We start from the raw sequence: 22,759 nt of genomic DNA on the forward strand, positions 1-22,759 counted from the left end.
TGAGCCTGAGGCAAGCGGATGAAATACCAAGGTCGCGCTGTCAATTGCGACGCCCATGGGCCAGAATCCGGGCATCACATTTAGTAACACGACGGGGAGCGTCGTCTGATGAAATCATTGCTGTGGGTGCTGGCATTCATTTCGGTAGGGGCCTATGCGGCCGACGACGACGGGCCCACGCCCTGCGACAACGTTGAGACCGCTCAGCAAAGCCTCGACTGTTCGGCCTACAACCGCAAGACCGCCGAGAGCGAGCTTGAGGACGCTTACAACGGCCTGACCGCGCGCATCAGCGCCCAATATGGCGATCAACCCAAGTTGCTCAAGGATTACCTGGCCAAGATCAGCGCGGCCCAGGACATCTGGCGAAAGCTGCGCACCGCCGACTGCGCGGTGGAGGTGATGGAGGCCGACAAAGACGCCAACGCAGCCCAGACTGCCGAGAATGACTGCATGGCCCAGCGCAGCGATGAGCGCTCGGAATACCTCCAGAGTATCGGCACTCAGGCTGACGAAACCGACACGCCCGACAATTGACGCACACAGAGGAAACGTTGCGCCTTATCTCCAACCCGATTCGCTTCCAAAGTTTGGGACGCTCGCTAACGAGCTAACCCAACGGCGCCACGGCGCCCTCATCAAGGAATGCAATCATGAGCATGGATAAAGCCATCGAAATTCTGAAAAAAGAAGGTGAAGAACGCGTGCTGCTGGTCGGTAGCACCCTCTGCATCTTCGCTGAAAATGTACCGCTGAAAGTGGCCGAAGACGTCGCTGCCTGCATGCGCATCATGGATATGTCCTCGGACAGCAAGTTCGACAAGGAAACTCAGCAGCGCCAGTGGTACAACAACTACACCAAGGGGCTGGCACAACTGGGCTGGACCATGACCGGCGCAGCACACGCCGAGGAAGCGGTGGAAACCGAGAACGAGACCCTGGGCAGCATCGCGGTCAAGCTGATCACTCGCGAAATGGGCGCAGGCCACCGCCTGAGCCGTTGCCTGAGCCGCGGCTTTACTGCCATCGCCTCGGCGCCCCAAGCCCAAGCCCTGTTCGAGCGCAGCAGCCGCAGCGTTTCTGGCAAATCCAGCACTTTCCAAGCAGTGGACTGCGAGCTGAGCCCTCAAGGTATGCCGATCATGCACATGAAGAGCTTCCAGATCGCCTACGACCAGAGCAAAGCTGCCGAAGGTGGTGTGCTGCGCAAGCTGGAGTCGGCATCGACCAAGGTTTACCGCGCCTCCCAGCAAGGCACCTTCAGCCTGCGCCAGTTCGAAACCCTGCGCGCTAAAATCGCGGCCAAGCTTGAAAGCCGCGCCGACGACGTACTGGGCCTGGATTGATACCTCGCCGCGCGCCTTGCTCCAAGGCGCGCGGCACCTGTGGAGCATGCGTGTGACCCCTGCCCTGCATGAGGACATCCTGGCGAGCATTCGCCGGGCAACGCTGGCGGCCAACGCCGCGCAAGACCTCGAAGCCGCCCCGCTGCAATGGCTGAAGGTGTACATGACGCACATGCAGGCATTAGGCTGGCAAGTCGCGCAGTGGCACAGCCAGACTTACTCATTCACCCCGGCGGACGGGCTGCTACCCACCGTGATGAACGGCACCCTCCCATCGCGCCAGCCGCCCAACACCCGTTTCCGAAAGCTCACCCATCATCTGATCGACGCAGGTTTGCACGACAACCGGCCACTCCTTCCCGCTGCCGGCGACAAGAACAATGCCTCACATCTGCTGCATGACTTCGTCGAACGCGCTGATGGCAGCATCGCACTGAGCCTCTATCACTTGAGCGGCCACCCCGACCCCCAAGCGCCGAAGCTGCGCCTACCCTTGACCAATGTCACCTGGCTGGCAGTGCTGGAAGTATCGGCCTTCGCCACGCTACGCAAGCGCCTCGAGGCCGAACCGGAACCCACCCCGAGCGTGCTGGCAGACTGCTAGCCACGCCGATCGTCGCGCGGGCTCTTGCCGAAACGCGCTTTGTAGCGCCGGGCAAAGTAAGAAGGTAATTCAAAGCCACACGCGACGCTCACTTCGGTCACACTCATGTCGGTCTGGCGCAGCAAGTGCTGAGCCTTATCGAGGCGTATGCGCAGGTACAGGTTACTCGGCGTCTCGTTCAGGTGGGCGCGAAATAGCCGTTCCAATTGCCGCCGCGTCACGCCTATCCCTTTGGCCAGTTCCAATGTGCTCAGCGGCGGCTCGCTGTGCTGCTCCATCTCGGTGATCACCTGCACCAGCTTGCGGTTGCTGGTGCCGTAGCGTGAAACCACCTGCATGCGCTGGTGATCCTTTCGTGGGCGGATGCGCCCCAACACGAATTGCTCCGAGACCTGGATGGCCAATTCCGCGCCGTGGGCCTGGGTGATCAGGTCGAGCATCAGGTCGATGCTGGCGGTGCCGCCGGCGCAGGTGATGCGAGCTCCAGCGGCCTCGAACAATTCAGGTGTGGTTTCCAGTTGCGGGAACTGCTCGCTGAAGGCGTCGCGTGCCTCCCAGTGCAACGCTACCCGGCAGCCATCGAGCAGGCCGGCCTGGGCGAGGACGAACGCTCCGGTGTCTACCCCGCCCAGGGTGGCGCCCTGGCGAGCATGCTGCCTGAGTGCACGCGCCAGGGCCTGGGAGTAGTGCGCCAGAGGGTTGAAACCGGCGACCACGAACAGGTACGCGGCCTGTGGTAGCTCGGCCAAGGCCACATCGGCATTGACCGACATGCCGTTGCTGGCGATCACCGCCCCTCCTTCCAGGCTGGCGACCGTCCAGCGATAGGCCCCTGGCCTGAAACGATTGGCCACCCGCAGAGGTTCGATAGCGCTGATGAAGCCGATTGCCGAAAAACCCGGCATCAGAATGAAACAGTAGTCTTCAGGCATGCTCGCCTCCGCGCCACGATGCCGGTTCATACCTCAACCATCGCCTAGTAATCAAGGCCCGGGAAACACTTGCCAGTGCCCTGCGCAGGCACGCCGGGGCATGCTCTCACGCGCTGGCAATGTCGCCGGCCCTACAAAGGAGTGACACCATGGAACTGAAGCCCGGTATTGCAATGATGGAACCCGTGCACAAGCGCGGTGAAGAAGACGAAGACGATCTGGTACAGCCTTGGCGCTAAGGCTTGCCGCTTGAGAACCGCAGGCCCCGGCCTGCGGTTCCTATTGCCCCGGCACAGGTCGAACCGGTGCAAGTGCCGGTCGCCTGCGTGAGCCTGGATGTGCGGCAGCCTGCGTAACGTGGCGACCATCTACGCACTGGAGCCACGCCGTGAACCCTGAAGTGATCGTTACCTGTGCCCTCACCGGGGCTGGAGACACCACCGCCAAGAGCCATTTGGTCCCCATTACCCCCCGGCAGATCGCCGAGGCCGCGCTGGAAGCGGCCCGCGCCGGTGCAACCGTGGTGCACTGCCATGTGCGCGACCCACAAACTGGCCAGTTCAGCCGCGATGTAGCGCTGTATCGGGAGGTGATGGAGCGTATACGCGAGCATGACACCGACCTGATCGTGAACCTGACTGCCGGCATGGGCGGCGACCTGCAGATCGGCCCTGGCGAGACACCTACCGAATTCGGCCCTGCCACCGACCTGGTAGGCCCGTTGGCACGCCTGGCTCACGTAGAAGCCCTGCTGCCGGATATCTGCACCCTGGATTGCGGCACGCTCAACTTTGGTGACGGTGACACCATCTACGTTTCCACCCCTGCGCAGCTGCGCGCGGGCGCCAAACGCATTACCGAGCTAGGTGTGAAAGCGGAGCTTGAGATCTTCGATACAGGCCACCTGTGGTTTGCCAAGCAGATGATCAAGGAAGGCCTGCTGCACGACCCACTCTTCCAACTGTGCCTTGGCATTCCCTGGGGCGCGCCGGCCGACACCACCAGCATGAAGGCCATGGCAGACAACCTCCCGCCCGGCGCCACCTGGGCCGGTTTCGGCATTGGCCGCATGCAGATGCCCATGGCCGCCCAAGCGGTGCTGCTCGGCGGTAACGTGCGGGTGGGCCTGGAAGACAATCTCTACCTCGACAGAGGGGTGCTGGCAACCAATGGCCAATTGGTCGAGCGCGTGAGCGAAATTCTTCACCGCCTGGGCGCGCGGGTGCTAACACCCGCAGAAGGCCGCGCCCGCATGAACCTGCCCAAACGCGGCTGACCGGAGAACTGCAGATGAGCTATATCACCGACATCAAGACCTTCGCGGCCCTGGGCAGTGGCGTGATCGGCAGCGGCTGGGTGGCGCGGGCCCTCGCTCACGGCCTGGACGTGGTGGCCTGGGACCCCGCACCGGGTGCTGAGGCGGCGCTGCGCGAACGCATTGCCAACGCCTGGCCTGCGCTGGAAAAGCAGGGCCTGGCAGCTGGCGCATCTCCCGACCGCCTGCGCATGGCCGATACCGTCGAAGCGTGCGTGGCTGACGCCGATTTCATCCAGGAAAGCGCCCCGGAACGGCTTGAGCTGAAACTGCAATTGCATGCCCGCATCAGTGCTGCCGCGCGCCCCGAAGCGTTGATCGCTTCCAGCACTTCCGGGCTGTTACCCAGTGACTTCTACGCCCAGGCCAGCCATCCCGAGCGCTGCCTGGTCGGGCACCCGTTCAACCCGGTCTACCTGCTGCCTTTGGTGGAAGTGGTTGGCAACCAGCACACCACGCCGGCGGCCATCGACGCCGCAAGCCAGGTCTACCAGCGCCTGGGCATGCGCCCGCTGCATGTACGCAAGGAAGTGCCAGGCTTCATCGCAGACAGGCTGCTCGAAGCGCTGTGGCGTGAGGCACTGCACCTGGTCAATGACGGCGTTGCTACCACCGGTGAGATTGACGACGCCATACGCTATGGCGCGGGCTTGCGCTGGTCATTCATGGGCACCTTCCTGACGTACACCCTCGCTGGTGGGAAATCCGGTATGCGCCATTTCATGGAGCAGTTCGGGCCGGCCCTGCAGCTACCCTGGACCTATCTGCCAGCACCGGAGCTGACGGACAAGCTGATCGACGATGTCGTGGACGGCACCACCGCGCAACTGGGCCAGCACCGCATCGAAGCCTTGGAGCGCTACCGCGACGATGCGCTGCTTGCCGTCATGGCTGCGCTTGAAAAAGTGCGGGCACAGCATGGAGTGGACCTCGATGGCTGAACCGCTGATCACCTGGCGCGGCGAGGTACTGGGCCAATGGTGCGATTACAATGGCCACCTGCGCGATGCGTTCTACCTGCTGATCTTCAGCTATGCCACAGACGGCTTCATGGAGCAGATCGGCCTGGGCGAGAGCGGGCGGCAGGCCAGCGGGCATTCGCTGTTCACGCTGGAATGCCATCTGAATTTTCTGCATGAGCTGCATCAGGGCGAAACGGTCGAGGTTCAAACCCGTGTGCTCGCCTTCGATCAAAAGCGGGTTCAGCTCTACCACAGCCTGCACAGGCCAGGCGATGGGCAGGCTGTGGCTGCCAGTGAGCAGATGCTGCTGCACGTAGACCTGCAAGGCCCGCGATCGGTGCCGTTCGGTGATGCTTCTGCCACGCACTTGAACGCTTTGCACAGGCTGCACGCTCAGCTTGCGCAACCCCAATGGGTCGGGCGGGTGATCGGGCTGCCGCCTCCTCGGCCCTGATACGGCAAGCCAAAGAATTGCCCCGCTCAAAGCCGTAAAGAGCGGGGCAGTTCCTGACTTCTCGACAGCCTGGCGCGGGCAGTGACCAAACCGCCCGCGGCCCAAGGCTGGCCACCAGTGTGCAGGCCGGCGAAACAGCACAAGGCGCTGAAAACGACCTTTTCTTGCCCACCGCTGCCACCGACGCGACGCCCTCTTGCCGAGCCGTGCGCGGTTTACCAGAATCGGTCAACACTCGCCCGAACAAGGAGCACTCCCATGATGCACGCTGACCTGATCGACCAGGACGACCTCATCGGCAAACTGCGCGCTGTCGGCTTCGAGGTACCGGCAGGCTCAACGGCCGAGCAAGCCTGCGAATGCGCCGTGCGCGGCCTGGACCCCGCCCGCGCAAACGCCCTGCGTACCATGGTTGAGCAAATGCTGCGCGGCAATGCGACGATTCTGCCGGCAGTGCGCGAGGCGCTGGACAAAACCCTGTTGCCCGCCTTGGTCAGGTGCCTGCAGAAAAGCGCCTGACCTACCCGGCGTACGCGCGATCATTGCAGTGGAAAACGCTCCGAGATCCAGCGATCGTAAGGCCAAAACTGCCCGGGGCGACACGCCAAGAGCTGAACTGACGTCATGAACTCGATCGTCGTCAGGCACTGGCCGTACTTCTCATTGGCGATCCGGTAGTCCCGGGCGTCCTCTTCTGCTGGGTAGATGCGCCATAGATCCGCAGAGATCGCTGGGTCGCCACCGCTGGAACAAGGGCCCATCCCCACTTCCGTCTCCGATACTGCCTGCAGGCATTGTTCAGCCCCTGCGCTCTGGTTACGCAGTTGGTAAAAATTGCCGACCCGGGTGAAACCCCATTGCTTGTCGGGGCTGGTCGACACGGCACTGTCAGCATCGCAGGCACGCGTAGCAACGCCTGAATGACCGTTTAGCTGGAGGCAGGCGCCGCTGGAGAGGTCCAGCCGACGTCGATTTACCAGCGGGACAAAGTCCGGTGCTGGGAAAAAACCAGCCATGGTGGCTTTGCGTTCGTTCATCAGGCGAGCGACGTCATTGCTTTCGGGAGTGCCTAAGGCAAGGCCGTTATACGTCAGCCTCGGCGTCGAGAAATAGTCGATCCTCGGGCAACTGACGCTGGCACATGTCGCTGACAGTTGCGTCCGAAAGCTTGGCGGCGTTGAGCGCCGGTATCCGTAGCCGTACGGGAAGAAGGCGCTTCTCGCCTCTGGCCCCTTGTTATGGTTTGCCCCAAAGTTATGCCCAAGCTCATGGGCGGTCGAATTCGCCATGCAGTTCACCACGGAGAAGGCTGAAGTTTTGGTACTGCTCAAATAAGCCATCCCGCAATACTCGCCGGCCCTTATGACCATCGTCACCATGTCTGCCCGCGCACGCTGGCGCTCCAGGTCCACCGGGCGGCCCAAGGGGCCGGCGGTATTGCGCAATGCCGCTAATAAAGAACCGTGGCCCTGCCCGTTTTCGGCGTAATCCGCATTATAGATACCCGCCAGGCGGTAGGTCAGGTAGACCTTGCTATTCTTGTTGATTCGGTTGAGCAGCTCGATCTCATTAACGATCCTCATTTGAAGATCCGGCCACTTTTCCCGGGCGTCGGCGGTGGTGACATACAACAGCCGAACGATCGTCTGTTCATCGGCTGCCGCCCGCGAAGGGGATGTTTCGGGTTGAGCGCTGGAGGGCGCCACCTCAGGTTCCCCCTCTGGCGGCAAACGATTCTCGTCGACCTGAAGCACGGCATAACGCCCATCTTCTAAGGTCACCAACTCATAACGAATGCCCTCGACTCTCATCGTACCTATTAGCAGATCATGGTCTCGTACGAACTGGGCGTTGTTGAAGGGATCGATATCCACCTCGGTCGGCTCGGAATAACGTTGCTTTCGTTCAGAGGGCGTTTCGCCCTGCCAGATCAACATCTGGTCGGACACAACGAAATTGCGCATCGCAAAATGCGCCGTTGTACCGTTGGGCAGCGGCACATCGAGAGTAGGCGTGGTTTCATTGACGAGCGCGGGAGAGCCGTTACCGAGCAACACCGCCACATTGGCAGGGTCCTCCAGCAACCTTGCAAGGTAGCCATGCGCATGGCTTGCGACTGCATCGCGGCTGTTGACGGGCTCGGGCTGAAGCAAAGCCGGTGCAGCGGCGGCGCGCGGGTCAGCGCCAACCGTGCACCCTGTACTGAGCAGGGCCGCCGTCAGTAACGCCGCCCAAGACAAGTTTCCATTATTCCAGGCCATTTCTCTTCTCCTCACCCTCGGTTGTGCAAGGAGAACAGAAATGGCTCACGCTGGGAGCTGGTGGATCTTACAGTTTTACCGCTGCGTCAGACCCTGACGCTGGCAAAGGTCGACTCATTACGCGCCTGGCTCAATGCAGCCATTGGCCCCGACAGCGGCGCCATGACCATTGCCTGAGGAATCGGCATCATCGCCACCTGCTGAGTAGTGTTGGAGCTGACACGTTCGTCACGCGGCGGAATGCCGAAATACTCGCGGTAGCACTTCGAGAAGTGCGGCGTAGAGACGAAACCGCACACCGAGGCCACTTCGATGATCGACATCGGGGTTTGCTTGAGCAGCTGCCGCGCGCGGATCAGCCGCAATTTCAGGTAGTAGCGCGACGGCGAACAATGCAGGTACTTCTGGAACAGTCGCTCCAACTGGCGACGAGAAACCTGTACGTAAACGGCCAACTCGTCGAGGTCGATAGGCTCTTCGAGGTTGGCCTCCATCAGCGCCACGATTTCTTGCAACTTGGGCTGGTTGGTACCGAGCATGTGCTTGAGCGGCACGCGCTGGTGGTCCTGTTCGTTGCGAATGCGTTCGTAGACGAACATTTCGGAGATCGCTGCCGAGAGCTCGCGGCCATGGTCGCGGCTGATCAGGTGCAGCATCATGTCGAGCGGCGCGGTGCCGCCGGAGCTGGTGAACCGGTTGCGGTCGAGGGTGAACAGGCGCGTGCTCATCGCCACCCGCGGGAAGGCTTCCTGCATGGCAGCCAGGCATTCCCAGTGCACGCTGCACTCGAACCCATCGAGCAACCCGGAGCAGGCCAGCGCCCAACTGCCGGTGCAGACCGCACCCAGGCGGCGCGACTGGCGGGCCTGGGCCTGTAGCCAGCTCACATGCTCCCGGGTGACAGCACGCTGGATGCCCACGCCGCCGCAAACGATCACGGTGTCCAGCGCAGGCGCCTGGGCGACCGACGCGTCCGGGGTGATCTGCAAACCGTCGCTGGCCCATACCTGGCCGCCGTCCAGGGTCATGGTGGTCCAGCGATACAGCTCGCGACCGGAAAGCTGGTTGGCCATACGCAGCGGCTCTACTGCCGACGCCAGCGAAATCAGCGTGAAGTTATCCAGCAGCAGGAACCCGATCGACTGCGGTGTACGGTTTTGAGCGGCAGTGCCGGTATTGATCGACGTCATCACTGTGTCTCCTCACAAGGCGGTTTTGGCCTCACCCGGGAGGCTCTTGTTATGTTCGCGACCGAGGTTGGCCGTCGTTGGCATTGAAAGAGCAAATGCCGTGCCGAGAACGGTGAAGTCGCTTACAGAAACCTGTATGCGACGTCGCAATCGGTCTGTGGTGGGGTTTCAGCCCCTGCGAGGAAATACCCTGAAACATGCGGGTTTGAAGGCTTTGAGCACTTTGGTAGCACCGGTGATAAAAAAGGGGCCGTTACCGGCCCCAGAGGTGTCACCGCAAGCACATTCAGAGGAGGCGACTGGCGGTGCGCCAAAACGCGGCGCCAGAGAGGTTGCGTGTACGAAAAGCGGGCATGAGCCCTCAGCACTCGATGGCGTTGACCGCCAGGCCGCCGCGGGAGGTTTCCTTGTACTTGTCATGCATGTCTGCGCCGGTGTCGCGCATGGTGCGGATGACCTTGTCGAGGGAAATGAAGTGCGAACCGTCGCCGCGCAGCGCCATCTGCGCTGCGTTGATCGCCTTGACCGCAGCAATGGCGTTGCGCTCGATGCAGGGCACCTGCACCAGCCCGCCAACCGGGTCGCAGGTCAGGCCCAGGTTGTGCTCCAGGCCGATTTCGGCGGCGTTCTCGAGTTGCTCGGGCGTGGCGCCGAGCACCTCGGCCAGCCCCGCCGCCGCCATGGCACAGGCAGAGCCCACCTCCCCCTGGCACCCTACTTCAGCGCCGGAGATCGATGCATTCTTCTTGCACAGGATGCCCACGGCGGCAGCACCGAGGAAGAAGTCCACGACATTGGCCTCGCTGACCTGGTCGCTGAAACGCATGAAATAGTGCAGCACCGCCGGGATGATGCCAGCTGCGCCGTTGGTGGGGGCTGTTACCATGCGCCCGCCTGCGGCGTTTTCTTCGTTGACGGCCAACGCGTACAGGTTCACCCACTCCATGGCATTGAGCGTGGAGCCGATGACGTTGGGCTTGCCCAGCTCCTGGAGGCTGCGGTGCAGGCGCGCGGCACGGCGGCGCACGTTCAGGCCACCCGGCAGGATGCCTTCCTCGCGCAGCCCCTGGGTCACGCAATCCTGCATGGCGTGCCAGAGCTTGAGCAGGCCGGCGCGGATCTCGCCTTCGCTGCGCCACACTTTCTCGTTGGCCATCATCAGTTCGGACACGCGCAGGTTGTGCTGCCGACACAGACGCAGCAGTTCTTCGGCGCTGTTGAAGTCATAAGGCAGCTCGGTATTGTCGGCATCGAGCACGCCGCTGGCGGCCTGGGCGGCATCCACCACGAAACCGCCACCGACCGAGTAGTAGGTGTCTTCGTACAACACACCGCTGTCGCCCTCGGCAACCAGGGTCATGGCGTTGGGGTGGTAAGGCAGGTTTTCTTCCAGCAGGCGCATGTCGCGTGCCCACACGAAAGGCACCTGGAACCGCCCATCGAGCTGAAGCACATTCTGCTCGCGCAACTGCGCCACGCTCGAGCCGATGATCGAGGGGTCGACCGAATCGGGCCACTGCCCCATCAGCCCCAGAATCACCGCATTGTCGCTACCGTGGCCGACGCCGGTGGCCGACAGCGAACCATACAAGCGCACCTCGATGCGGCGTACGCGATTCAATTCGCCGCGCTCGCGCAGCGTTTGAACGAACAGCGCCGCTGCACGCATGGGCCCTACCGTATGCGAGCTTGAAGGCCCGATCCCGATTTTGAACAGGTCGAACACACTGATCGCCATTATTTTTAAACCTCCGGGGCTAATCACGGTCTGCGATCCTGCTACGCTCACGCTCGCATACCGCCATTTGCCTTGATCATCGGCCTTTTGGCGGCGGATTCGTCGTCTGCAACCGACTTGCTCTTGTCCAGCAACGCCCCGGCCTCAAAGCGGCCGTTTTCAGGCGTCAAACCGTCGATTTAGCGGCCTTAGCCCAGTGGATCGCTACTGTATGCGACCTCATCGACACTGGATGCGACCCTGCCTGTACTGGTTACGACCCCCCCAGTAGGCGAAGCAAACCCACTGGGGGATTATCGAAAACGACCCGCTTGCAAGGTGAAGTCGGCCAGAGCAGCCGCAGGCAGCGAATCCTCATGTGATCTCGCAGCAACCAAAGAAACGACGCCCCCTGGGTCGTCGACGTGAATCGCCAAGGAGTCCTCTCGATGAAAGCTTCCACTTCCGTGTTGTTGGCTACGCTGCTCAGCTTGCCGGTCATGGCCCACGCTGCCGAACCGGCGCAATGCTCCACCGTCAATTTCTCCGACGTCGGCTGGACCGACGTGACCGTTACCACCGCTACCGCAAGCGCCGTACTCCAGAGCCTGGGCTACAAGACCAACACCACCATGATTTCCGTGCCAGTGACCTTCAAGAGCCTGGCCGACGGCAAGAACATGGACGTCTTCCTGGGCAACTGGATGCCCACCATGGAAAACGACATCAAGCAATACCGTGATGCCGGCACCGTGGTGAGCGTTCGCGCCAACCTGGAAAACGCCAAGTACACCCTGGCAGTGCCGCAAGCACTCTGGGACAAAGGCCTGAAGGACTTTGCCGACATCGTCAAGTTCAAGGACGAGCTGGGCGGCAAGATCTATGGCATCGAGCCGGGCAACGACGGCAACCGCACCATCCAGACCCTGATCGACAAGAACGCCTTCGGCCTGAAAGACGCAGGCTTCAAGGTGGTCGAGTCAAGCGAAGCCGGGATGCTGGCCCAGGTGGATCGCGCCGAGAAACGTGGCACCGCCATCGTGTTCCTGGGGTGGGAGCCGCACCCGATGAACAAGCGTTTCAAGATGAAATACCTCACCGGTGGCGATGACTCCTTCGGCCCGAACTTCGGCCAGGCGACCGTCTACACCGTGACCCGCAAGAATTACGAGCAGGAATGCCCGAACGTTGCACAGTTCCTGAAAAACCTGAGCTTCACCCTGGACATGGAAAACACCCTGATGGGTAACGTCCTGGACGACAAACAAAAACCCGATGCGGCCGCGAAGGCCTGGCTGAAGAAGAACCCACAGGTTCTCGACACCTGGCTCAACGGCGTGACCACCATCGATGGCAAACCAGGCCTGGAGGCCGCCAAGGCAAAACTGACCCAATAAAGCCGCTGAGCTCCCGGCGGCCAGGGCCGCCGGGATTTGTAGACAAACCGCAGGTGGATGCCCGATACCATGCTGACCGATCATAAACTTCCCTTAGGCGAGTACATCGCCTCCTTCGTCGACTGGCTCACCCGCCACGGCGCCAATGTATTCGACTGGATTGCCGTTACCCTCGAAGGAATCATCCACGGCTTCACCAACGGCCTGACCTGGTTCAACCCCTACGTGCTGGTGGTGCTCTTCGCAGCCCTGGCGTACTACATTCAGCGCAAAATCAGCCTCACAATATTCGTCGCCGTGTCGTTCCTGCTGATCCTCAACCTGGGGTACTGGCAGGAAACCATGGAAACCCTCGCCCAGGTGAGCTTCGCGACATTGGTCTGCGTGGTCATCGGCGTTCCCCTAGGCATCATCGCGGCCCACAAACCCTGGTTCTACACCGGCCTGCGCCCACTGCTCGACCTGATGCAGACGGTGCCCACCTTCGTGTACCTGATCCCGACCCTGACGCTGTTCGGCCTGGGCGTGGTTCCTGGCTTGATTTCCACGGTCGTGTTCGCAATCGCCGCACCGATCCGCCTGACCTACCTGGGCATCTGCGATGTGCCTCACGAATTGATGGACGCCGGCAAAGCCTTCGGCTGCTCTGGCCGCCAGTTGCTCACCCGCATCGAGCTGCCGCATGCCATGCCCAGCATCGCTGCCGGGGTTACCCAATGCATCATGCTGTCGCTGTCGATGGTAGTGATTGCCGCCCTGGTGGGCGCCGATGGCCTGGGCAAGCCGGTGGTCAACGCCCTGAACACCGCCGATATCGCCCTGGGCTTCGAAGCAGGCCTGGCCATTGTGCTGTTGGCGATCATGCTCGACCGCATCTGCAAGCAGCGTGAAGTGAAAGTGGGAGGTGACGCATGAGCATCATCCGTTTCGAAGATGTCGACGTCATCTTTTCCGAGCGCCCGCGCCCTGCGCTGGAATTGCTCGACCAAGGCCTTTCGCGGCCAGAGATTCTCAAGAAAACCGGCCTGGTGGTCGGCGTCGAAAAGGCCAACCTGGAGATCAACAAAGGCGAGATCTGCGTGCTCATGGGCCTGTCGGGCTCGGGCAAATCGAGCCTGCTGCGCTGCATCAACGGCCTGAACACCGTCAGCCGCGGCAAGTTGTTCGTCGAGCACGAGGGTTCGCAGATCGACATTGCCAACTGCACCCCGGCACAGTTGAAAATGATGCGCACCCAACGTATCGCCATGGTGTTCCAGAAGTTCGCCCTCATGCCCTGGCTGACGGTGCGTGAAAACATCAGCTTCGGGCTGGAGATGCAAGGCCGCCCCTCCGAGGAGCGGCGCAAGCTGGTAGATGAGAAGCTTGAGCTGGTGGGCCTGACCCAATGGCGCAACAAGAAACCCGACGAGCTTTCCGGCGGCATGCAGCAGCGGGTGGGCCTGGCCCGTGCGCTGGCCATGGATGCCGACATCCTGCTGATGGACGAACCCTTCTCCGCACTCGACCCGCTGATCCGCCAAGGCCTTCAGGACGAGCTGCTGGACCTGCAACGCAAGCTGCACAAGACCATCGTATTCGTCAGCCACGACCTGGACGAAGCGCTCAAGCTCGGCACGCGCATCGCCATCATGAAAGACGGCAAGATCATCCAGTACAGCAAGCCTGAAGACATCGTACTCAACCCGGCCGATGACTACGTGCGCACCTTCGTGGCGCATACCAACCCGCTCAACGTGCTGCGCGGCCGCAGCCTGATGCGCCCGCTCACGGCGTGCACTGGCAGTGGCCGCGACGCCCTGCTCGACCCAGGCAGCGACACTTGGTTGAGCCTTTCGGAAAACGGCTACCTGCAAGGCGCCCGCCAGGGCAACGTTGCATTGGACGTGCAGAACTGGGCGAACGGGCAAGACATCGAAAGCCTGGCACGCCGCCCTACGCTGGTCCAGGCGGACATCTCCATGCGCGATGCGTTGGCGATTCGTTATCACACCGGCAACAAGCTGGTGCTGCACGATGACAACCGCGTCGTCGGCATCCTGGGCGACAGCGAGCTGTACCATGCGCTGCTGGGCAAGAATCTCGGCCACCATGAGGAGCAGGGGCAGGTCGTTCCGCTTCGCAAAGCCAACTGACCCTAAGCTGTAAGCGCCTGGCCGCAAGCCTCACGTTCGAAGCGCAGTACTTCGAGCGTGGGCTTGCGGTTTTTGCATCTGGGGTGTTTGAAGTTTTTCTGGCGAGTACAATCCCTCCTCTTTGCATAGCCACTAACGACGTCGCTTTCGTTAATTGAACGACCAATCAAAATAAAATAGACTGGCCCTCGCCAGCGCTCGATGGTTCGCCATGGGCACTTGGGCCGTGAGGAGATTCACCGATGCCTAAAGTCGGGATGCAACCCATCCGCCGCCAACAGCTGATCGAGGCCACCTTGCAAGCGGTCGATCAAGTAGGTATGGCCGACGCCAGCATCGGCAGAATCGCCAAGATGGCCGGGGTTTCCAACGGCATCATCAGCCATTATTTCCAGGACAAGAACGGCTTGATCTTCGCCACCATGAGCTACTTGCTCAAGGAGCTGTCGACCAAGGCCGCCGAACGCCGCCGGGCGCTGACCTGCAATAGCCCGCGTGCACACCTGCAGGCAATCATCGAAGCCAACTTCGACGCCAGCCAGGTGAACAACGCAGCGATGAAAACCTGGCTCGCCTTCTGGGCCGCCAGCATGCACCAAGCCTCGCTGCACCGCCTGCAGCGGGTCAATGACCACAGGTTGTATTCGAACCTGTGCAGCCAATTCCGCCGAGCGCTGCCGCTGCCACAGGCACGCAGCAGCGCACGGGGGCTGGCCGCCTTGATCGACGGCCTATGGCTGCGCGGTGCGCTTTCGGGCGATACCTTCGATACCGCACAGGCCCAACGTATCGCGCTTGAGTACGTCGACCAGCAACTGGCCAAGCAACCGGCGCAGGGCTGACCGGCGCCGGGCATGTGACGTGGCTACCGGGCCTTGAGCTTGCCGTTGGCAACACCCAGCAGATAGAGCACGCCGTCCAGGCCCAGGGTGGTAATGGCATGCTGGGCCGACTGGCGCACCAGAGGCTTGCCGCGAAATGCAACGCCCAGCCCGGCCAGCGCAAGCATCGGCAGGTCGTTGGCGCCGTCACCCACAGCGATGGTCTGGGCGAGTGTCAGCCCTTCCCTGGCGGCCAGCTCACGCAGCAGGTCGGCCTTGCGCTGGGCATCGACGATCGGCTCGACGGCGACCCCCGTGCATTTGCCATCGACGACTTCGAGCTCGTTGGCGAACACATAATCGATGCCAAGGCGCGCCTGAACCTGCTTGGCGAAGTAGGTAAAGCCGCCGGAGAGAATGGCGGTCTTGTAGCCAAGCCTGCGCAGGCCGGCGAACAGTTCTTCTGCACCCTCGCTCAGGCGCAAACCGGCCCCTATCGAATCCAGCACGCTGACATCCAGCCCCTTGAGCAGCGCCAGGCGCTCCTTGAAGCTGGCACGGAAGTCGAGCTCGCCGCGCATCGAGCGTTCGGTGATCTCCGACACACGCTCGCCGACCCCTGCCGCCTTGGCCAGCTCATCGATGACCTCGGCCTGAATCAAGGTGGAGTCCATGTCGAAAACTGCCAGCCGGCGGTGAGTACGTTCGAGGGTATCGGCCTGGATGGCTACATCCATGCCCAGCGCGTCAGCGGCGGCCAGGCAGTCGGCACGCAAACCTTGGGGGTCGACGGGGGCACCGGCCAACGTGAGCTCAACGCAGCCCCTTTCGCCCCCGTCGAGCGGGGTGATGGCCGAGAGGCGTTGGGCGCTTTCGACCTGCAGGCCATGAGCCTGCACGATCGCCACCACGCGGCCCAACTGCTCAGCGGTAACCCGGCGGGACAGCAACGAAAGGACGTAGCGCTGCTCGGCCTCTAGCTGCATACGGTCGTGATACTGAACTTGCGTGAGCACGCAGGTCTCGACTTTCGCCGCCAGCGCGTTGAGCGCTACCTGCAAACCGTCACTGCTTTCCAGTGGCAGGCGCACGATAAACCCCATGCTGTGCTTGCCCAATGTCGTCGCGCTTTTGACTTCCAGCAATTCGGCACGAGCCTTTGCCAGCAAGCCAGCCACCTCGCCGAACAAACCTTGCGTTTGCTCAGCGGTGATGTTGATCAGGACGATTTGAGCCAAGACACACCTCGATTTCGCAAAAAAAAGCGCATTCTACTCAGTTTCCGTGCCGGGCGGCGCTTTGACGCCCAATAGGCCCTCGCTATACTGCGCAACAAATTTATGGCCAGAGAAAAGCGAAGTGAACCGGCCCGCGCCTGTGAAAAACGATAATTTCTTCCTGCTGATCTTTCGCGCCCTGCGCCATCGCCGCACCCCGATCGCTCTGCGAATCGCCAGCCACAACGTCATCATCGTGGCAGTGGCGCTGGTGATCTACACCTGCGTGATGGGTTTGCAGTTCAAGGAGGCCATGCACAAGCAGGCGGATGCGGTCGGCACGAGCCTGACCACCCAGACCGCCTCCTCAGCCACCGAGCTGTTGATGTCCAACGACATCCTCAGCCTGAATGTGCTGCTGGGTAACCTTGCCAAGAACCCGCTGGTGGCGCACGCCGCTATCTATAGCGCAGACGGCCGCACCATCGCCGAAGCGGGTCAGAAGCCTCGAACCGGGCTGCTGACCATGTCGGGGGGGGTGTACGAGCAGAAGATCAGCTTCCAGGACGTCAATACAGGCACGCTGCGCGTGAGCCTCGACATGAGCCAGTTCCAGCAGCCGATGACCATCAGCCTGCAAAGCATGGGCATCCTCAGCGTGATCCTGCTGGCACTGTCGCTGGCCTTCAGCCTGCGCATCGGGCGAAACATCACCCTTCCGCTCCTTCAATTGCGCGTCTGGCTGCGTGACCTGGACCCCTACACCCCAGGCGTTGAACGCCAGGACGAAGTTGGCGATCTTGCGCGCAACCTTCAGAAGAAGTTTGCTGCGCCCATGCCAGAGCCTGAACCAGAGCCGGAGCCTGAAGACGACCTGGACGACGAACCTGCCTACACACCTCCGCCCAATGCCAAGGCCGCCTTTGGCAGCAAGCCGGCGCCACAGCGGCAGGTGCGCGCCGAAGAGGACGACGAGGATGATGAAGTCTTCGCCGATTTGGGCAGCTTCGATGAACAAGGCGAGGCACCGCGCAAGGCCGTGCCGGCTGTCGCCCAAGCGGCTGCTGATGTGCGCGCACCGCAGTTCACTGCGCTGCTGGCCGTTCAGCTCGGCGCCCAGGAGCAACTGCGTCGCCTGCCTCGCACCCGCCTGCTGGAGCTGCTTGAGCGTTATCGCGATGTGCTGGCGCAGGCTGCCTCGTTGTACCAAGGCGTCGTACACACGCTCAGCGATGGCAGTTCGTTGATCCTTTTCCATACCGACGATTGCGGTGACGACTACCTGACCAACGCCCTGTGTTGCGGTGAGTTGTTGCGGGCCATGGGGCATCAGCTGCAGATCGAAGTCGCTGACAGCGGCATCACCCTGCAACTGCAATTGGGTTTGATGCTGGCCGATGACCTCTATGGCATCAGCCAAGTCGACCTGTTGCTGACCGAGCCGGCCCAGGCCGCACTGGCGCTTTCTCAGCACAGCCGCAACCTGCTGCTGGTAGAGCGCCGGGTCGGGGAAGACCTGCTGATCCGCCAGCGCGCGCGCATCCGCCCGATCGCCAGCCCTGAGGGGGCTTGCTGCGTCGAGCGTCTGCTGGAGCCCTATCCGTCGCTGCTGGAGCGCCAGCTCACGCGGATGGCCGACCGTAACTAGACCAGCAAATCGCCCTGCATGCGTTCCAGCAGGCCCTGGATCGCATCCAGGCGCAGGCCAGGGTCGTCGGTTTCCAGCAAGCGCAGCTTCTCCTGGTCCTCGAACGGCAGCAGGTAGGCCAATTTGTTGCCCAGGGCATGCTGGCCACTGGCATGGCTGCCCATGTCCAGCGACTCCACCAGCGGGTGCTCAGCCAGCGCCGCCAGCAGCGCGAGCAGGTCTTCGTCACGCTCCTCCAGCGGTGCATCCGGCAACTCGTTGAGCCACTGCACCTCGCCGATCAGCAATTGGTCCTTCTGGGTGTGGGTTTCGAGCACTCGGAAGCGGCGCCCGCCTTCGACCCGGATGCCCAACAGGCCGTTGTCCTGGCGCTGGAAGTCGCGGATCAGGGCCTCACAGCCTACCTTGGCGTGCTCACGGGGGGGCGCGCCAACTTCATCGCCCTGCACGATGCACACCACACCGAAACCGGTGCCTGCCTTCATGCAGCGGCCGATCATGTCCAGGTAGCGCGCTTCGAAGATCTGCAGGTCCAGTGTGCAGCCCGGAAACAGCACGGTATTGAGGGGAAACAGCGGCACATTCATGGTTGCATCCTTCATCAAACGAAGAGGCTGATCGACAACGGCAGCAGGATCGCGGTGCTGACGCCCATCAGGCTCATGCCCAGCGCCGCGAAGGCGCCGCACTCCTCACCTTCGGTAAGCGCTACCGAGGTGCCCACAGCATGGGCACATATACCCAGCGCCATGCCGCGCGCCGCCGGCGCATCGACCTTGAGCAGGCGCAACACACCCGGGCCGACGATGGCACCTACGACCCCGGTGATGAGCACGAACACCGCCGCCATGCCCGCCACGCCCCCAAGCTGGTCAGCCACCAGCATGGCGATCGGCGAGGTCACCGATTTGGGGGCGAGGGTCATCAGCAAGAGATGGTCGGCGCCCAGCCAGGTGCCCAAGGCCAAGCCGGAAACGGTCGCGAACACACCCCCTGCCACCAGCGTAGCCAAGGTGGGCCAGAACAGTTGGCGAATACGCCTGACATTCAGATAAAGCGGCACGGCCAGGGCTACCGTGGCGGGCCCCAGCAGAATGCCGAGGATCTCGGTATTGCGCTTGTACTCATCGAACGCCAGGCCACACAGCCAGAGCACAGTGATCACCGCCACCATCGACAGCAACACCGGCTGCAGCAGCACCAGGCGAGTTTTTTCGAACAGCTTCAGCGCCAATTGATAAGCACCCAAGGTAATGCCGAGCGCGAACAGCGGGTGATGCACTACCGCACTCAAGGCGTGCTGCCAGGCCAGGTTCATTGCCCACCTCTGCGCAACAGGCGATTCATCAGCGCGCCGGCGAACGCGATACTCAGGACGACTGAAACGCATAACGAGCCGACGATCGCCCAGAAATGCTCCGCGATTACGCCGGCATAGGCCATTACCCCCACTGCCGGCGGCACCAGCAGCAGCGGCAGGTAACGCAGCAGCGAAGCCGAAGCCTCGCTCACAGGTGCCGGCACCTCGCCGTTCCACATCAGCCAGGCGAACAGCAGCAGTAGCCCGATGATGGGCCCAGGCAGCAGCGAAAGGCCCAACGCATTCAGGCCCGTGCCCAGCAATTGGAAGAAAATCAGCCATGTCAGGCCGCGCAACAGCATAGAATCGCCCCCTTCGTTGGTGGCGCAAGTATACCCACCGAACCCTGCGAGCGAACCCGCCTTGGCGGCACGATGGTCGGATGCGGCCGCCCCTGGCAGCCTTGATGAGGAGTTTCGACACCATGCGCTATGTACCGGTTGCTGACCTGGCACAGTACGTTGGCCAGCACCTGGGCCATTCCGGCTGGCTGGTGATCGACCAGCAGCGAATCGACCAGTTCGCCACAGCCACTGGCGATCACCAGTTCATTCATGTCGACCCGGCGCGCGCCGCCGCGACGCCGTTCGGGGGCACCATAGCCCATGGCTTTCTGCTGCTTTCGCTAATGCCGCAGTTGATGGCAGGGGTGATGGTGATGCCCGAAGGCACCGAAATGGCTGTTAACTATGGTGCCGAGCAGGTGCGGTTCATTCGGCCGGTGCCGGCGGGCGCTGAGGTACGGCTTGGGGTCGAGTTGCTCGAATCCCGGGAAAAACAGCCTGGCCAGTGGCTGCTACGTGCCCGTGCGACGCTCGAAATCGCCGGCCAGGAAAAGCCCGCCTGTGTCGCCGAGCTGCTTTCATTGTGTTTCATCTGACGGCTGTGTCTTAAGGCCATTATCTACGGCATACTCGGCGCCTCGATTTTCCGGACCGGACCATGCGCCTGATCTACCCCCTCGCCCTGGCCTTGCTGCTCACTGCGTGCGGCGAGGGTGAATCCCTGCTGCCTCCCGATGCACGGCTGCCCGACGGCGGCCGCTACCGCGGTGATATCGTCAACGGCGTGCTGCAGGGCAACGGCCGCATCGACTACCCCAATGGCAGCTGGTACGAAGGGCAGTTCGAGCATGGCCAGTACAACGGCCAAGGCCAATGGCATGGCAGCGATGGGCACATCTACCGCGGCGGTTTCGCCGGTGGGCTGTTCGATGGCCAGGGCAGCCTGACCACCCCGCAAGGCAGCTACAGCGGCGGCTTCAGCCAGGGCAAGCGCGAGGGTGAAGGCACCCTGAAAGAGCCGGGCCGCACGTACCGTGGCAACTTTCACAACGATCAGTTTTCCGGCAACGGTCGCTTGGAGCTGGCCGATGGCACCACGCTGCAAGGCCAGTTCGAACAAGGCCGCCTCAACGGCGAGGGCGTGCGCACCGATGATGCCGGCAACCAGTTCAGCGGCCACTTCGTCAACGGCCAGCTCGACGGCCATGGCAACTTTGTCGGTACCGACGGCGACCAGTACACCGGTGCGTTCAGCAAAGACCAGATGGAAGGCCACGGGCGGTACGAGACCCAAGGCGGCGACGTATGGGTGGGCGCCTTCCACAACGGCTCACCCAACGGCCTCGGTGAACTGATCGGCGCCGATGGCAGCCGCTACGTCGGCGAATTCGCCGACTGGCACTTCAACGGTAATGGTCGCCTGACATTGGCAGATGGCACGGTGTACCAGGGCCAGTTCCAGAACGACGCCTATCAGGGCCGCGGCACGCTGACCCGCAAAGACGGCAAGGTCGAAAGCGGCTACTGGGCCAACGGCCAGCGCGTGCGCGACGGCAAGGGCCGGCTGCTGCCCGACCCGCTGGAAGTCGGGCTGCTCAAGCAAGGCCAACTGCTCGACAACGCCTTGGCGCAGATCCCGCCCTCCACACCTGCTACCGAGCTGTACAGCCTGGTGCTCGCCGGTGACGGCCAGCAAAGCGTGTTCATGCGCGAAGCCGATTACGTGACCCAATTGCTGGCCAGCCGCTTCGGTGCACACGGCCAGGTGACCCTGGTCAACCACCGCGACCATCTGGCCGACCGCCCCATGGCGAGCCGCGAGACCTTGAGCCGCTCAATCCAGGCCCTGGCCCGGCGCAGTGGCCCGGAAGACCTGATCTTCATCTACCTCACCAGCCACGGCACCCATGACCATGAGCTGGTGCTCGACCAGCCGCGCCTGGAGCTGGGCAACTTGCCAGCCGACGAGCTGGCGTCGCTGCTGGCACCGCTGAAGAATCGCGATAAAGTCGTGGTGATCTCCGCCTGCTATTCCGGCGGGTTCATTCCCGCCCTCAAAGACAACCACACCTTGATAATGACCGCTGCAAGCGCGGATCACGTGTCGTTCGGCTGCTCGGAAGAGGCAGACTTCACTTATTTTGGCGACGCGCTGTTCGCCCAGGCGCTGCACCAGACCGACGATCTCGAGCAAGCTTTCAACCAGGCCAGCGCCATTGTCGCAGCGCGCGAACTCAGCGAGAACTACGAGCCTTCCGAGCCACAGCTGTGGGCGCCCAAGCCTGTGCTTGAGCACTGGCGCCTTTTGCGTGCTCAGCAGGCCAGCCGGGCCCTTCAGAGTGCCGGGTTGAGCCGCCACTGAGTCATCGCGCCCGGCGGGTGGTCAAACCGCATGAGCACGCAGTGCCCGCTGCGCTGCGCTACAGTCAGGTTGATGGCCATGAGAGGGACTCCCGATGTATCTCACACCGCAGCACATCCTGCTTGCCGGGGCCACCGGCCTGACCGGCGAGCATTTGCTCGACCGCCTGCTCAGCGAACCGACCGTCAGCCGGGTGCTGGCGCCCAGCCGCCGGTCGCTTGCTCCTCATTCACATCTGGAGAACCCGGTCGGTGAACTGGCCGAACTGCTGCCCGCCCTAGAAGGCCCGGTCGACATTGCTTTCTGTTGCCTGGGCAGCACGTTGAAGCAGGCCGGCTCGCAAGGGGCCTTTCACGCTATCGACCACGACCTGGTGGTTGCCTTCGCCGCCCGTGCACGTGAGCTAGGCGCCCGGCACCTGTTGGTGATCAGCGCTGTGGATGCCTCGCCGGACGCCTCGGCGTTCTATAACCGTGTCAAAGGTGAGATGGAGCAGTCGCTCAAGGCACAGGGCTGGCCACAGCTCACCCTCGCCCGCCCTTCCCTGTTGCTGGGCCAACGGCGGGAGGCGCGGTTGGTCGAGCAGTTGGCAGGGCCGTTGTCCAGGCTCATTCCAGGCAAATACCACGGTATCGAAGCATCCCATCTGGCCAGGGCGCTGTGGCGGCTGGCGCTGGAGGAGCAGGATGGGGTTCGGGTGGTGGAGTCCGATGAATTGCGCAAGCTGGGTAAATAGGCCCGGTCACAGGGCCGC

At 62.4% G+C, this 22,759-nt stretch carries 23 protein-coding genes; 15 read left to right on the plus strand and 8 right to left on the minus strand.

Annotation, left to right across the window (positions count from 1 at the left end; all coding sequences use genetic code 11):
* Positions 1 to 108 precede the first annotated feature (108 nt).
* The 3 genes from F474_RS18670 to F474_RS18680 all read left to right on the plus strand — a co-directional run bounded on the left by F474_RS18670 (position 109) and on the right by F474_RS18680 (position 1,950).
* Positions 109 to 537 carry a lysozyme inhibitor LprI family protein gene (locus tag F474_RS18670; RefSeq protein ID WP_097087121.1) on the plus strand — a complete coding sequence of 143 codons (429 nt, stop codon included), beginning with the start codon at positions 109 to 111 and terminating at the stop codon, positions 535 to 537.
* Between the two features lie 116 nt (positions 538 to 653).
* Complete coding sequence (locus F474_RS18675; protein ID WP_097087119.1) at positions 654 to 1,346, plus strand: hypothetical protein; 693 nt, start codon at positions 654 to 656, stop codon at positions 1,344 to 1,346.
* 52 nt (positions 1,347 to 1,398) lie between these two features.
* Complete coding sequence (locus F474_RS18680; RefSeq protein ID WP_125483387.1) at positions 1,399 to 1,950, plus strand: hypothetical protein; 552 nt, start codon at positions 1,399 to 1,401, stop codon at positions 1,948 to 1,950.
* On the opposite strand, the gene F474_RS18685 is transcribed toward F474_RS18680, so the two are convergent.
* The gene (locus F474_RS18685) at positions 1,947 to 2,882 is read right to left on the minus strand and encodes a GlxA family transcriptional regulator (RefSeq protein WP_097087674.1); all 936 of its coding nucleotides are present in this window, start codon (positions 2,880 to 2,882) and stop codon (positions 1,947 to 1,949) included. The two genes, F474_RS18680 and F474_RS18685, sit on opposite strands and share 4 nt — an antisense overlap.
* Positions 2,883 to 3,270: 388 nt before the next feature.
* Here F474_RS18685 and F474_RS18690 point away from each other — a divergent pair, with 388 nt between their 5' ends.
* The 4 genes from F474_RS18690 to F474_RS18705 all read left to right on the plus strand — a co-directional run bounded on the left by F474_RS18690 (position 3,271) and on the right by F474_RS18705 (position 6,132).
* The gene (locus F474_RS18690) at positions 3,271 to 4,158 is read left to right on the plus strand and encodes a 3-keto-5-aminohexanoate cleavage protein (protein WP_097087115.1); all 888 of its coding nucleotides are present in this window, start codon (positions 3,271 to 3,273) and stop codon (positions 4,156 to 4,158) included.
* A 14-nt stretch (positions 4,159 to 4,172) separates the two neighbouring features.
* Positions 4,173 to 5,138 carry an L-carnitine dehydrogenase gene (locus F474_RS18695; protein WP_097087112.1) on the plus strand — a complete coding sequence of 322 codons (966 nt, stop codon included), beginning with the start codon at positions 4,173 to 4,175 and terminating at the stop codon, positions 5,136 to 5,138.
* Positions 5,131 to 5,613, plus strand: a complete 483-nt coding sequence (locus F474_RS18700; protein ID WP_097087110.1) for a thioesterase family protein — start codon at positions 5,131 to 5,133, stop codon at positions 5,611 to 5,613. The genes F474_RS18695 and F474_RS18700 overlap by 8 nt, the downstream gene beginning before the upstream one ends.
* Positions 5,614 to 5,871: 258 nt before the next feature.
* Positions 5,872 to 6,132, plus strand: coding sequence for a hypothetical protein (locus tag F474_RS18705; RefSeq protein ID WP_097087108.1), 261 nt, complete (start codon positions 5,872 to 5,874; stop codon positions 6,130 to 6,132).
* Between the two features lie 20 nt (positions 6,133 to 6,152).
* Here F474_RS18705 and F474_RS18710 read toward each other — a convergent pair whose 3' ends face one another.
* The 3 genes from F474_RS18710 to F474_RS18720 all read right to left on the minus strand — a co-directional run bounded on the left by F474_RS18710 (position 6,153) and on the right by F474_RS18720 (position 10,802).
* Positions 6,153 to 7,874, minus strand: a complete 1,722-nt coding sequence (locus F474_RS18710) for a M12 family metallo-peptidase (RefSeq protein ID WP_097087107.1) — start codon at positions 7,872 to 7,874, stop codon at positions 6,153 to 6,155.
* Positions 7,875 to 7,960: 86 nt separating this feature from the next.
* Positions 7,961 to 9,064, minus strand: a complete 1,104-nt coding sequence (locus tag F474_RS18715) for a GlxA family transcriptional regulator (protein WP_097087105.1) — start codon at positions 9,062 to 9,064, stop codon at positions 7,961 to 7,963.
* 361 nt (positions 9,065 to 9,425) lie between these two features.
* Positions 9,426 to 10,802, minus strand: a complete 1,377-nt coding sequence (locus tag F474_RS18720) for an L-serine ammonia-lyase (protein WP_097087103.1) — start codon at positions 10,800 to 10,802, stop codon at positions 9,426 to 9,428.
* 428 nt (positions 10,803 to 11,230) lie between these two features.
* Between F474_RS18720 and F474_RS18725 the strand changes: the two genes are divergently transcribed.
* The 4 genes from F474_RS18725 to betI all read left to right on the plus strand — a co-directional run bounded on the left by F474_RS18725 (position 11,231) and on the right by betI (position 15,155).
* Entirely contained in the window at positions 11,231 to 12,178 is a 948-nt protein-coding gene (locus tag F474_RS18725; RefSeq protein WP_097087100.1) for a choline ABC transporter substrate-binding protein, read from the plus strand.
* Positions 12,179 to 12,247: 69 nt separating this feature from the next.
* A complete protein-coding gene (gene choW / locus F474_RS18730) occupies positions 12,248 to 13,093 on the plus strand; it encodes a choline ABC transporter permease subunit (RefSeq protein WP_097087671.1) in 846 nt (281 codons plus the stop codon).
* The gene (gene choV, locus F474_RS18735) at positions 13,090 to 14,313 is read left to right on the plus strand and encodes a choline ABC transporter ATP-binding protein (protein ID WP_097087098.1); all 1,224 of its coding nucleotides are present in this window, start codon (positions 13,090 to 13,092) and stop codon (positions 14,311 to 14,313) included. The genes choW and choV overlap by 4 nt, the downstream gene beginning before the upstream one ends.
* 242 nt (positions 14,314 to 14,555) lie before the next feature.
* On the plus strand, positions 14,556 to 15,155 hold the full coding sequence (gene betI / locus F474_RS18740; RefSeq protein WP_097087095.1) for a transcriptional regulator BetI: 600 nt from the start codon (positions 14,556 to 14,558) through the stop codon (positions 15,153 to 15,155).
* Positions 15,156 to 15,178: 23 nt separating this feature from the next.
* On the opposite strand, the gene serB is transcribed toward betI, so the two are convergent.
* A complete protein-coding gene (serB, locus tag F474_RS18745; RefSeq protein ID WP_165830346.1) occupies positions 15,179 to 16,372 on the minus strand; it encodes a phosphoserine phosphatase SerB in 1,194 nt (397 codons plus the stop codon).
* Between the two features lie 121 nt (positions 16,373 to 16,493).
* Between serB and F474_RS18750 the strand changes: the two genes are divergently transcribed.
* A complete protein-coding gene (locus F474_RS18750) occupies positions 16,494 to 17,999 on the plus strand; it encodes an AhpA/YtjB family protein (protein WP_097087094.1) in 1,506 nt (501 codons plus the stop codon).
* On the opposite strand, the gene F474_RS18755 is transcribed toward F474_RS18750, so the two are convergent.
* Genes F474_RS18755 through F474_RS18765 form a run of 3 tightly spaced genes read right to left on the minus strand, consistent with a single transcriptional unit; the run spans position 17,996 to position 19,661 of the window.
* Positions 17,996 to 18,586 carry an LON peptidase substrate-binding domain-containing protein gene (locus tag F474_RS18755; RefSeq protein WP_097087092.1) on the minus strand — a complete coding sequence of 197 codons (591 nt, stop codon included), beginning with the start codon at positions 18,584 to 18,586 and terminating at the stop codon, positions 17,996 to 17,998. The two genes, F474_RS18750 and F474_RS18755, sit on opposite strands and share 4 nt — an antisense overlap.
* A gap of 14 nt (positions 18,587 to 18,600) precedes the next feature.
* The gene (locus F474_RS18760) at positions 18,601 to 19,317 is read right to left on the minus strand and encodes an LrgB family protein (RefSeq protein ID WP_097087090.1); all 717 of its coding nucleotides are present in this window, start codon (positions 19,315 to 19,317) and stop codon (positions 18,601 to 18,603) included.
* The gene (locus F474_RS18765) at positions 19,314 to 19,661 is read right to left on the minus strand and encodes a CidA/LrgA family protein (protein WP_097087088.1); all 348 of its coding nucleotides are present in this window, start codon (positions 19,659 to 19,661) and stop codon (positions 19,314 to 19,316) included. Before F474_RS18765 ends, F474_RS18760 begins: the two co-directional genes overlap by 4 nt.
* Before the next feature lie 122 nt (positions 19,662 to 19,783).
* On the opposite strand from F474_RS18765, the gene F474_RS18770 reads away from it, so the two are divergent.
* The 3 genes from F474_RS18770 (at position 19,784) to F474_RS18780 (ending at position 22,741) form a co-directional block, all read left to right on the plus strand.
* Positions 19,784 to 20,239, plus strand: a complete 456-nt coding sequence (locus F474_RS18770) for a MaoC family dehydratase (RefSeq protein ID WP_097087667.1) — start codon at positions 19,784 to 19,786, stop codon at positions 20,237 to 20,239.
* Between the two features lie 62 nt (positions 20,240 to 20,301).
* Positions 20,302 to 22,005 carry a C13 family peptidase gene (locus F474_RS18775; protein ID WP_097087085.1) on the plus strand — a complete coding sequence of 568 codons (1,704 nt, stop codon included), beginning with the start codon at positions 20,302 to 20,304 and terminating at the stop codon, positions 22,003 to 22,005.
* A 94-nt stretch (positions 22,006 to 22,099) separates the two neighbouring features.
* The gene (locus tag F474_RS18780; RefSeq protein ID WP_097087083.1) at positions 22,100 to 22,741 is read left to right on the plus strand and encodes an NAD-dependent epimerase/dehydratase family protein; all 642 of its coding nucleotides are present in this window, start codon (positions 22,100 to 22,102) and stop codon (positions 22,739 to 22,741) included.
* Positions 22,742 to 22,759 lie beyond the last annotated feature (18 nt).

Source organism: Pseudomonas sp. URIL14HWK12:I12 (genome assembly GCF_003097135.1).
GTDB lineage: Bacteria > Pseudomonadota > Gammaproteobacteria > Pseudomonadales > Pseudomonadaceae > Aquipseudomonas.

Bases quoted from the DNA above. Each gene is read 5' to 3' on its own strand.
- F474_RS18685 (WP_097087674.1), bottom strand. From the start codon at position 2,882: ATGCCTGAAGACTACTGTTTCATTCTGATGCCGGGTTTTTCGGCAATC.
- F474_RS18760 (WP_097087090.1), bottom strand. From the start codon at position 19,317: ATGAACCTGGCCTGGCAGCACGCCTTGAGTGCGGTAGTGCATCACCCG.
- F474_RS18720 (WP_097087103.1), bottom strand. From the start codon at position 10,802: ATGGCGATCAGTGTGTTCGACCTGTTCAAAATCGGGATCGGGCCTTCA.
- F474_RS18675 (WP_097087119.1), top strand. From the start codon at position 654: ATGAGCATGGATAAAGCCATCGAAATTCTGAAAAAAGAAGGTGAAGAA.
- F474_RS18775 (WP_097087085.1), top strand. From the start codon at position 20,302: ATGCGCCTGATCTACCCCCTCGCCCTGGCCTTGCTGCTCACTGCGTGC.
- betI (WP_097087095.1), top strand. From the start codon at position 14,556: ATGCCTAAAGTCGGGATGCAACCCATCCGCCGCCAACAGCTGATCGAG.
- F474_RS18780 (WP_097087083.1), top strand. From the start codon at position 22,100: ATGTATCTCACACCGCAGCACATCCTGCTTGCCGGGGCCACCGGCCTG.
- choV (WP_097087098.1), top strand. From the start codon at position 13,090: ATGAGCATCATCCGTTTCGAAGATGTCGACGTCATCTTTTCCGAGCGC.
- F474_RS18705 (WP_097087108.1), top strand. From the start codon at position 5,872: ATGATGCACGCTGACCTGATCGACCAGGACGACCTCATCGGCAAACTG.
- F474_RS18770 (WP_097087667.1), top strand. From the start codon at position 19,784: ATGCGCTATGTACCGGTTGCTGACCTGGCACAGTACGTTGGCCAGCAC.
- F474_RS18725 (WP_097087100.1), top strand. From the start codon at position 11,231: ATGAAAGCTTCCACTTCCGTGTTGTTGGCTACGCTGCTCAGCTTGCCG.
- F474_RS18715 (WP_097087105.1), bottom strand. From the start codon at position 9,064: ATGACGTCGATCAATACCGGCACTGCCGCTCAAAACCGTACACCGCAG.
- choW (WP_097087671.1), top strand. From the start codon at position 12,248: ATGCTGACCGATCATAAACTTCCCTTAGGCGAGTACATCGCCTCCTTC.
- F474_RS18670 (WP_097087121.1), top strand. From the start codon at position 109: ATGAAATCATTGCTGTGGGTGCTGGCATTCATTTCGGTAGGGGCCTAT.
- F474_RS18710 (WP_097087107.1), bottom strand. From the start codon at position 7,874: ATGGCCTGGAATAATGGAAACTTGTCTTGGGCGGCGTTACTGACGGCG.
- F474_RS18695 (WP_097087112.1), top strand. From the start codon at position 4,173: ATGAGCTATATCACCGACATCAAGACCTTCGCGGCCCTGGGCAGTGGC.
- F474_RS18700 (WP_097087110.1), top strand. From the start codon at position 5,131: ATGGCTGAACCGCTGATCACCTGGCGCGGCGAGGTACTGGGCCAATGG.
- F474_RS18765 (WP_097087088.1), bottom strand. From the start codon at position 19,661: ATGCTGTTGCGCGGCCTGACATGGCTGATTTTCTTCCAATTGCTGGGC.
- F474_RS18755 (WP_097087092.1), bottom strand. From the start codon at position 18,586: ATGAATGTGCCGCTGTTTCCCCTCAATACCGTGCTGTTTCCGGGCTGC.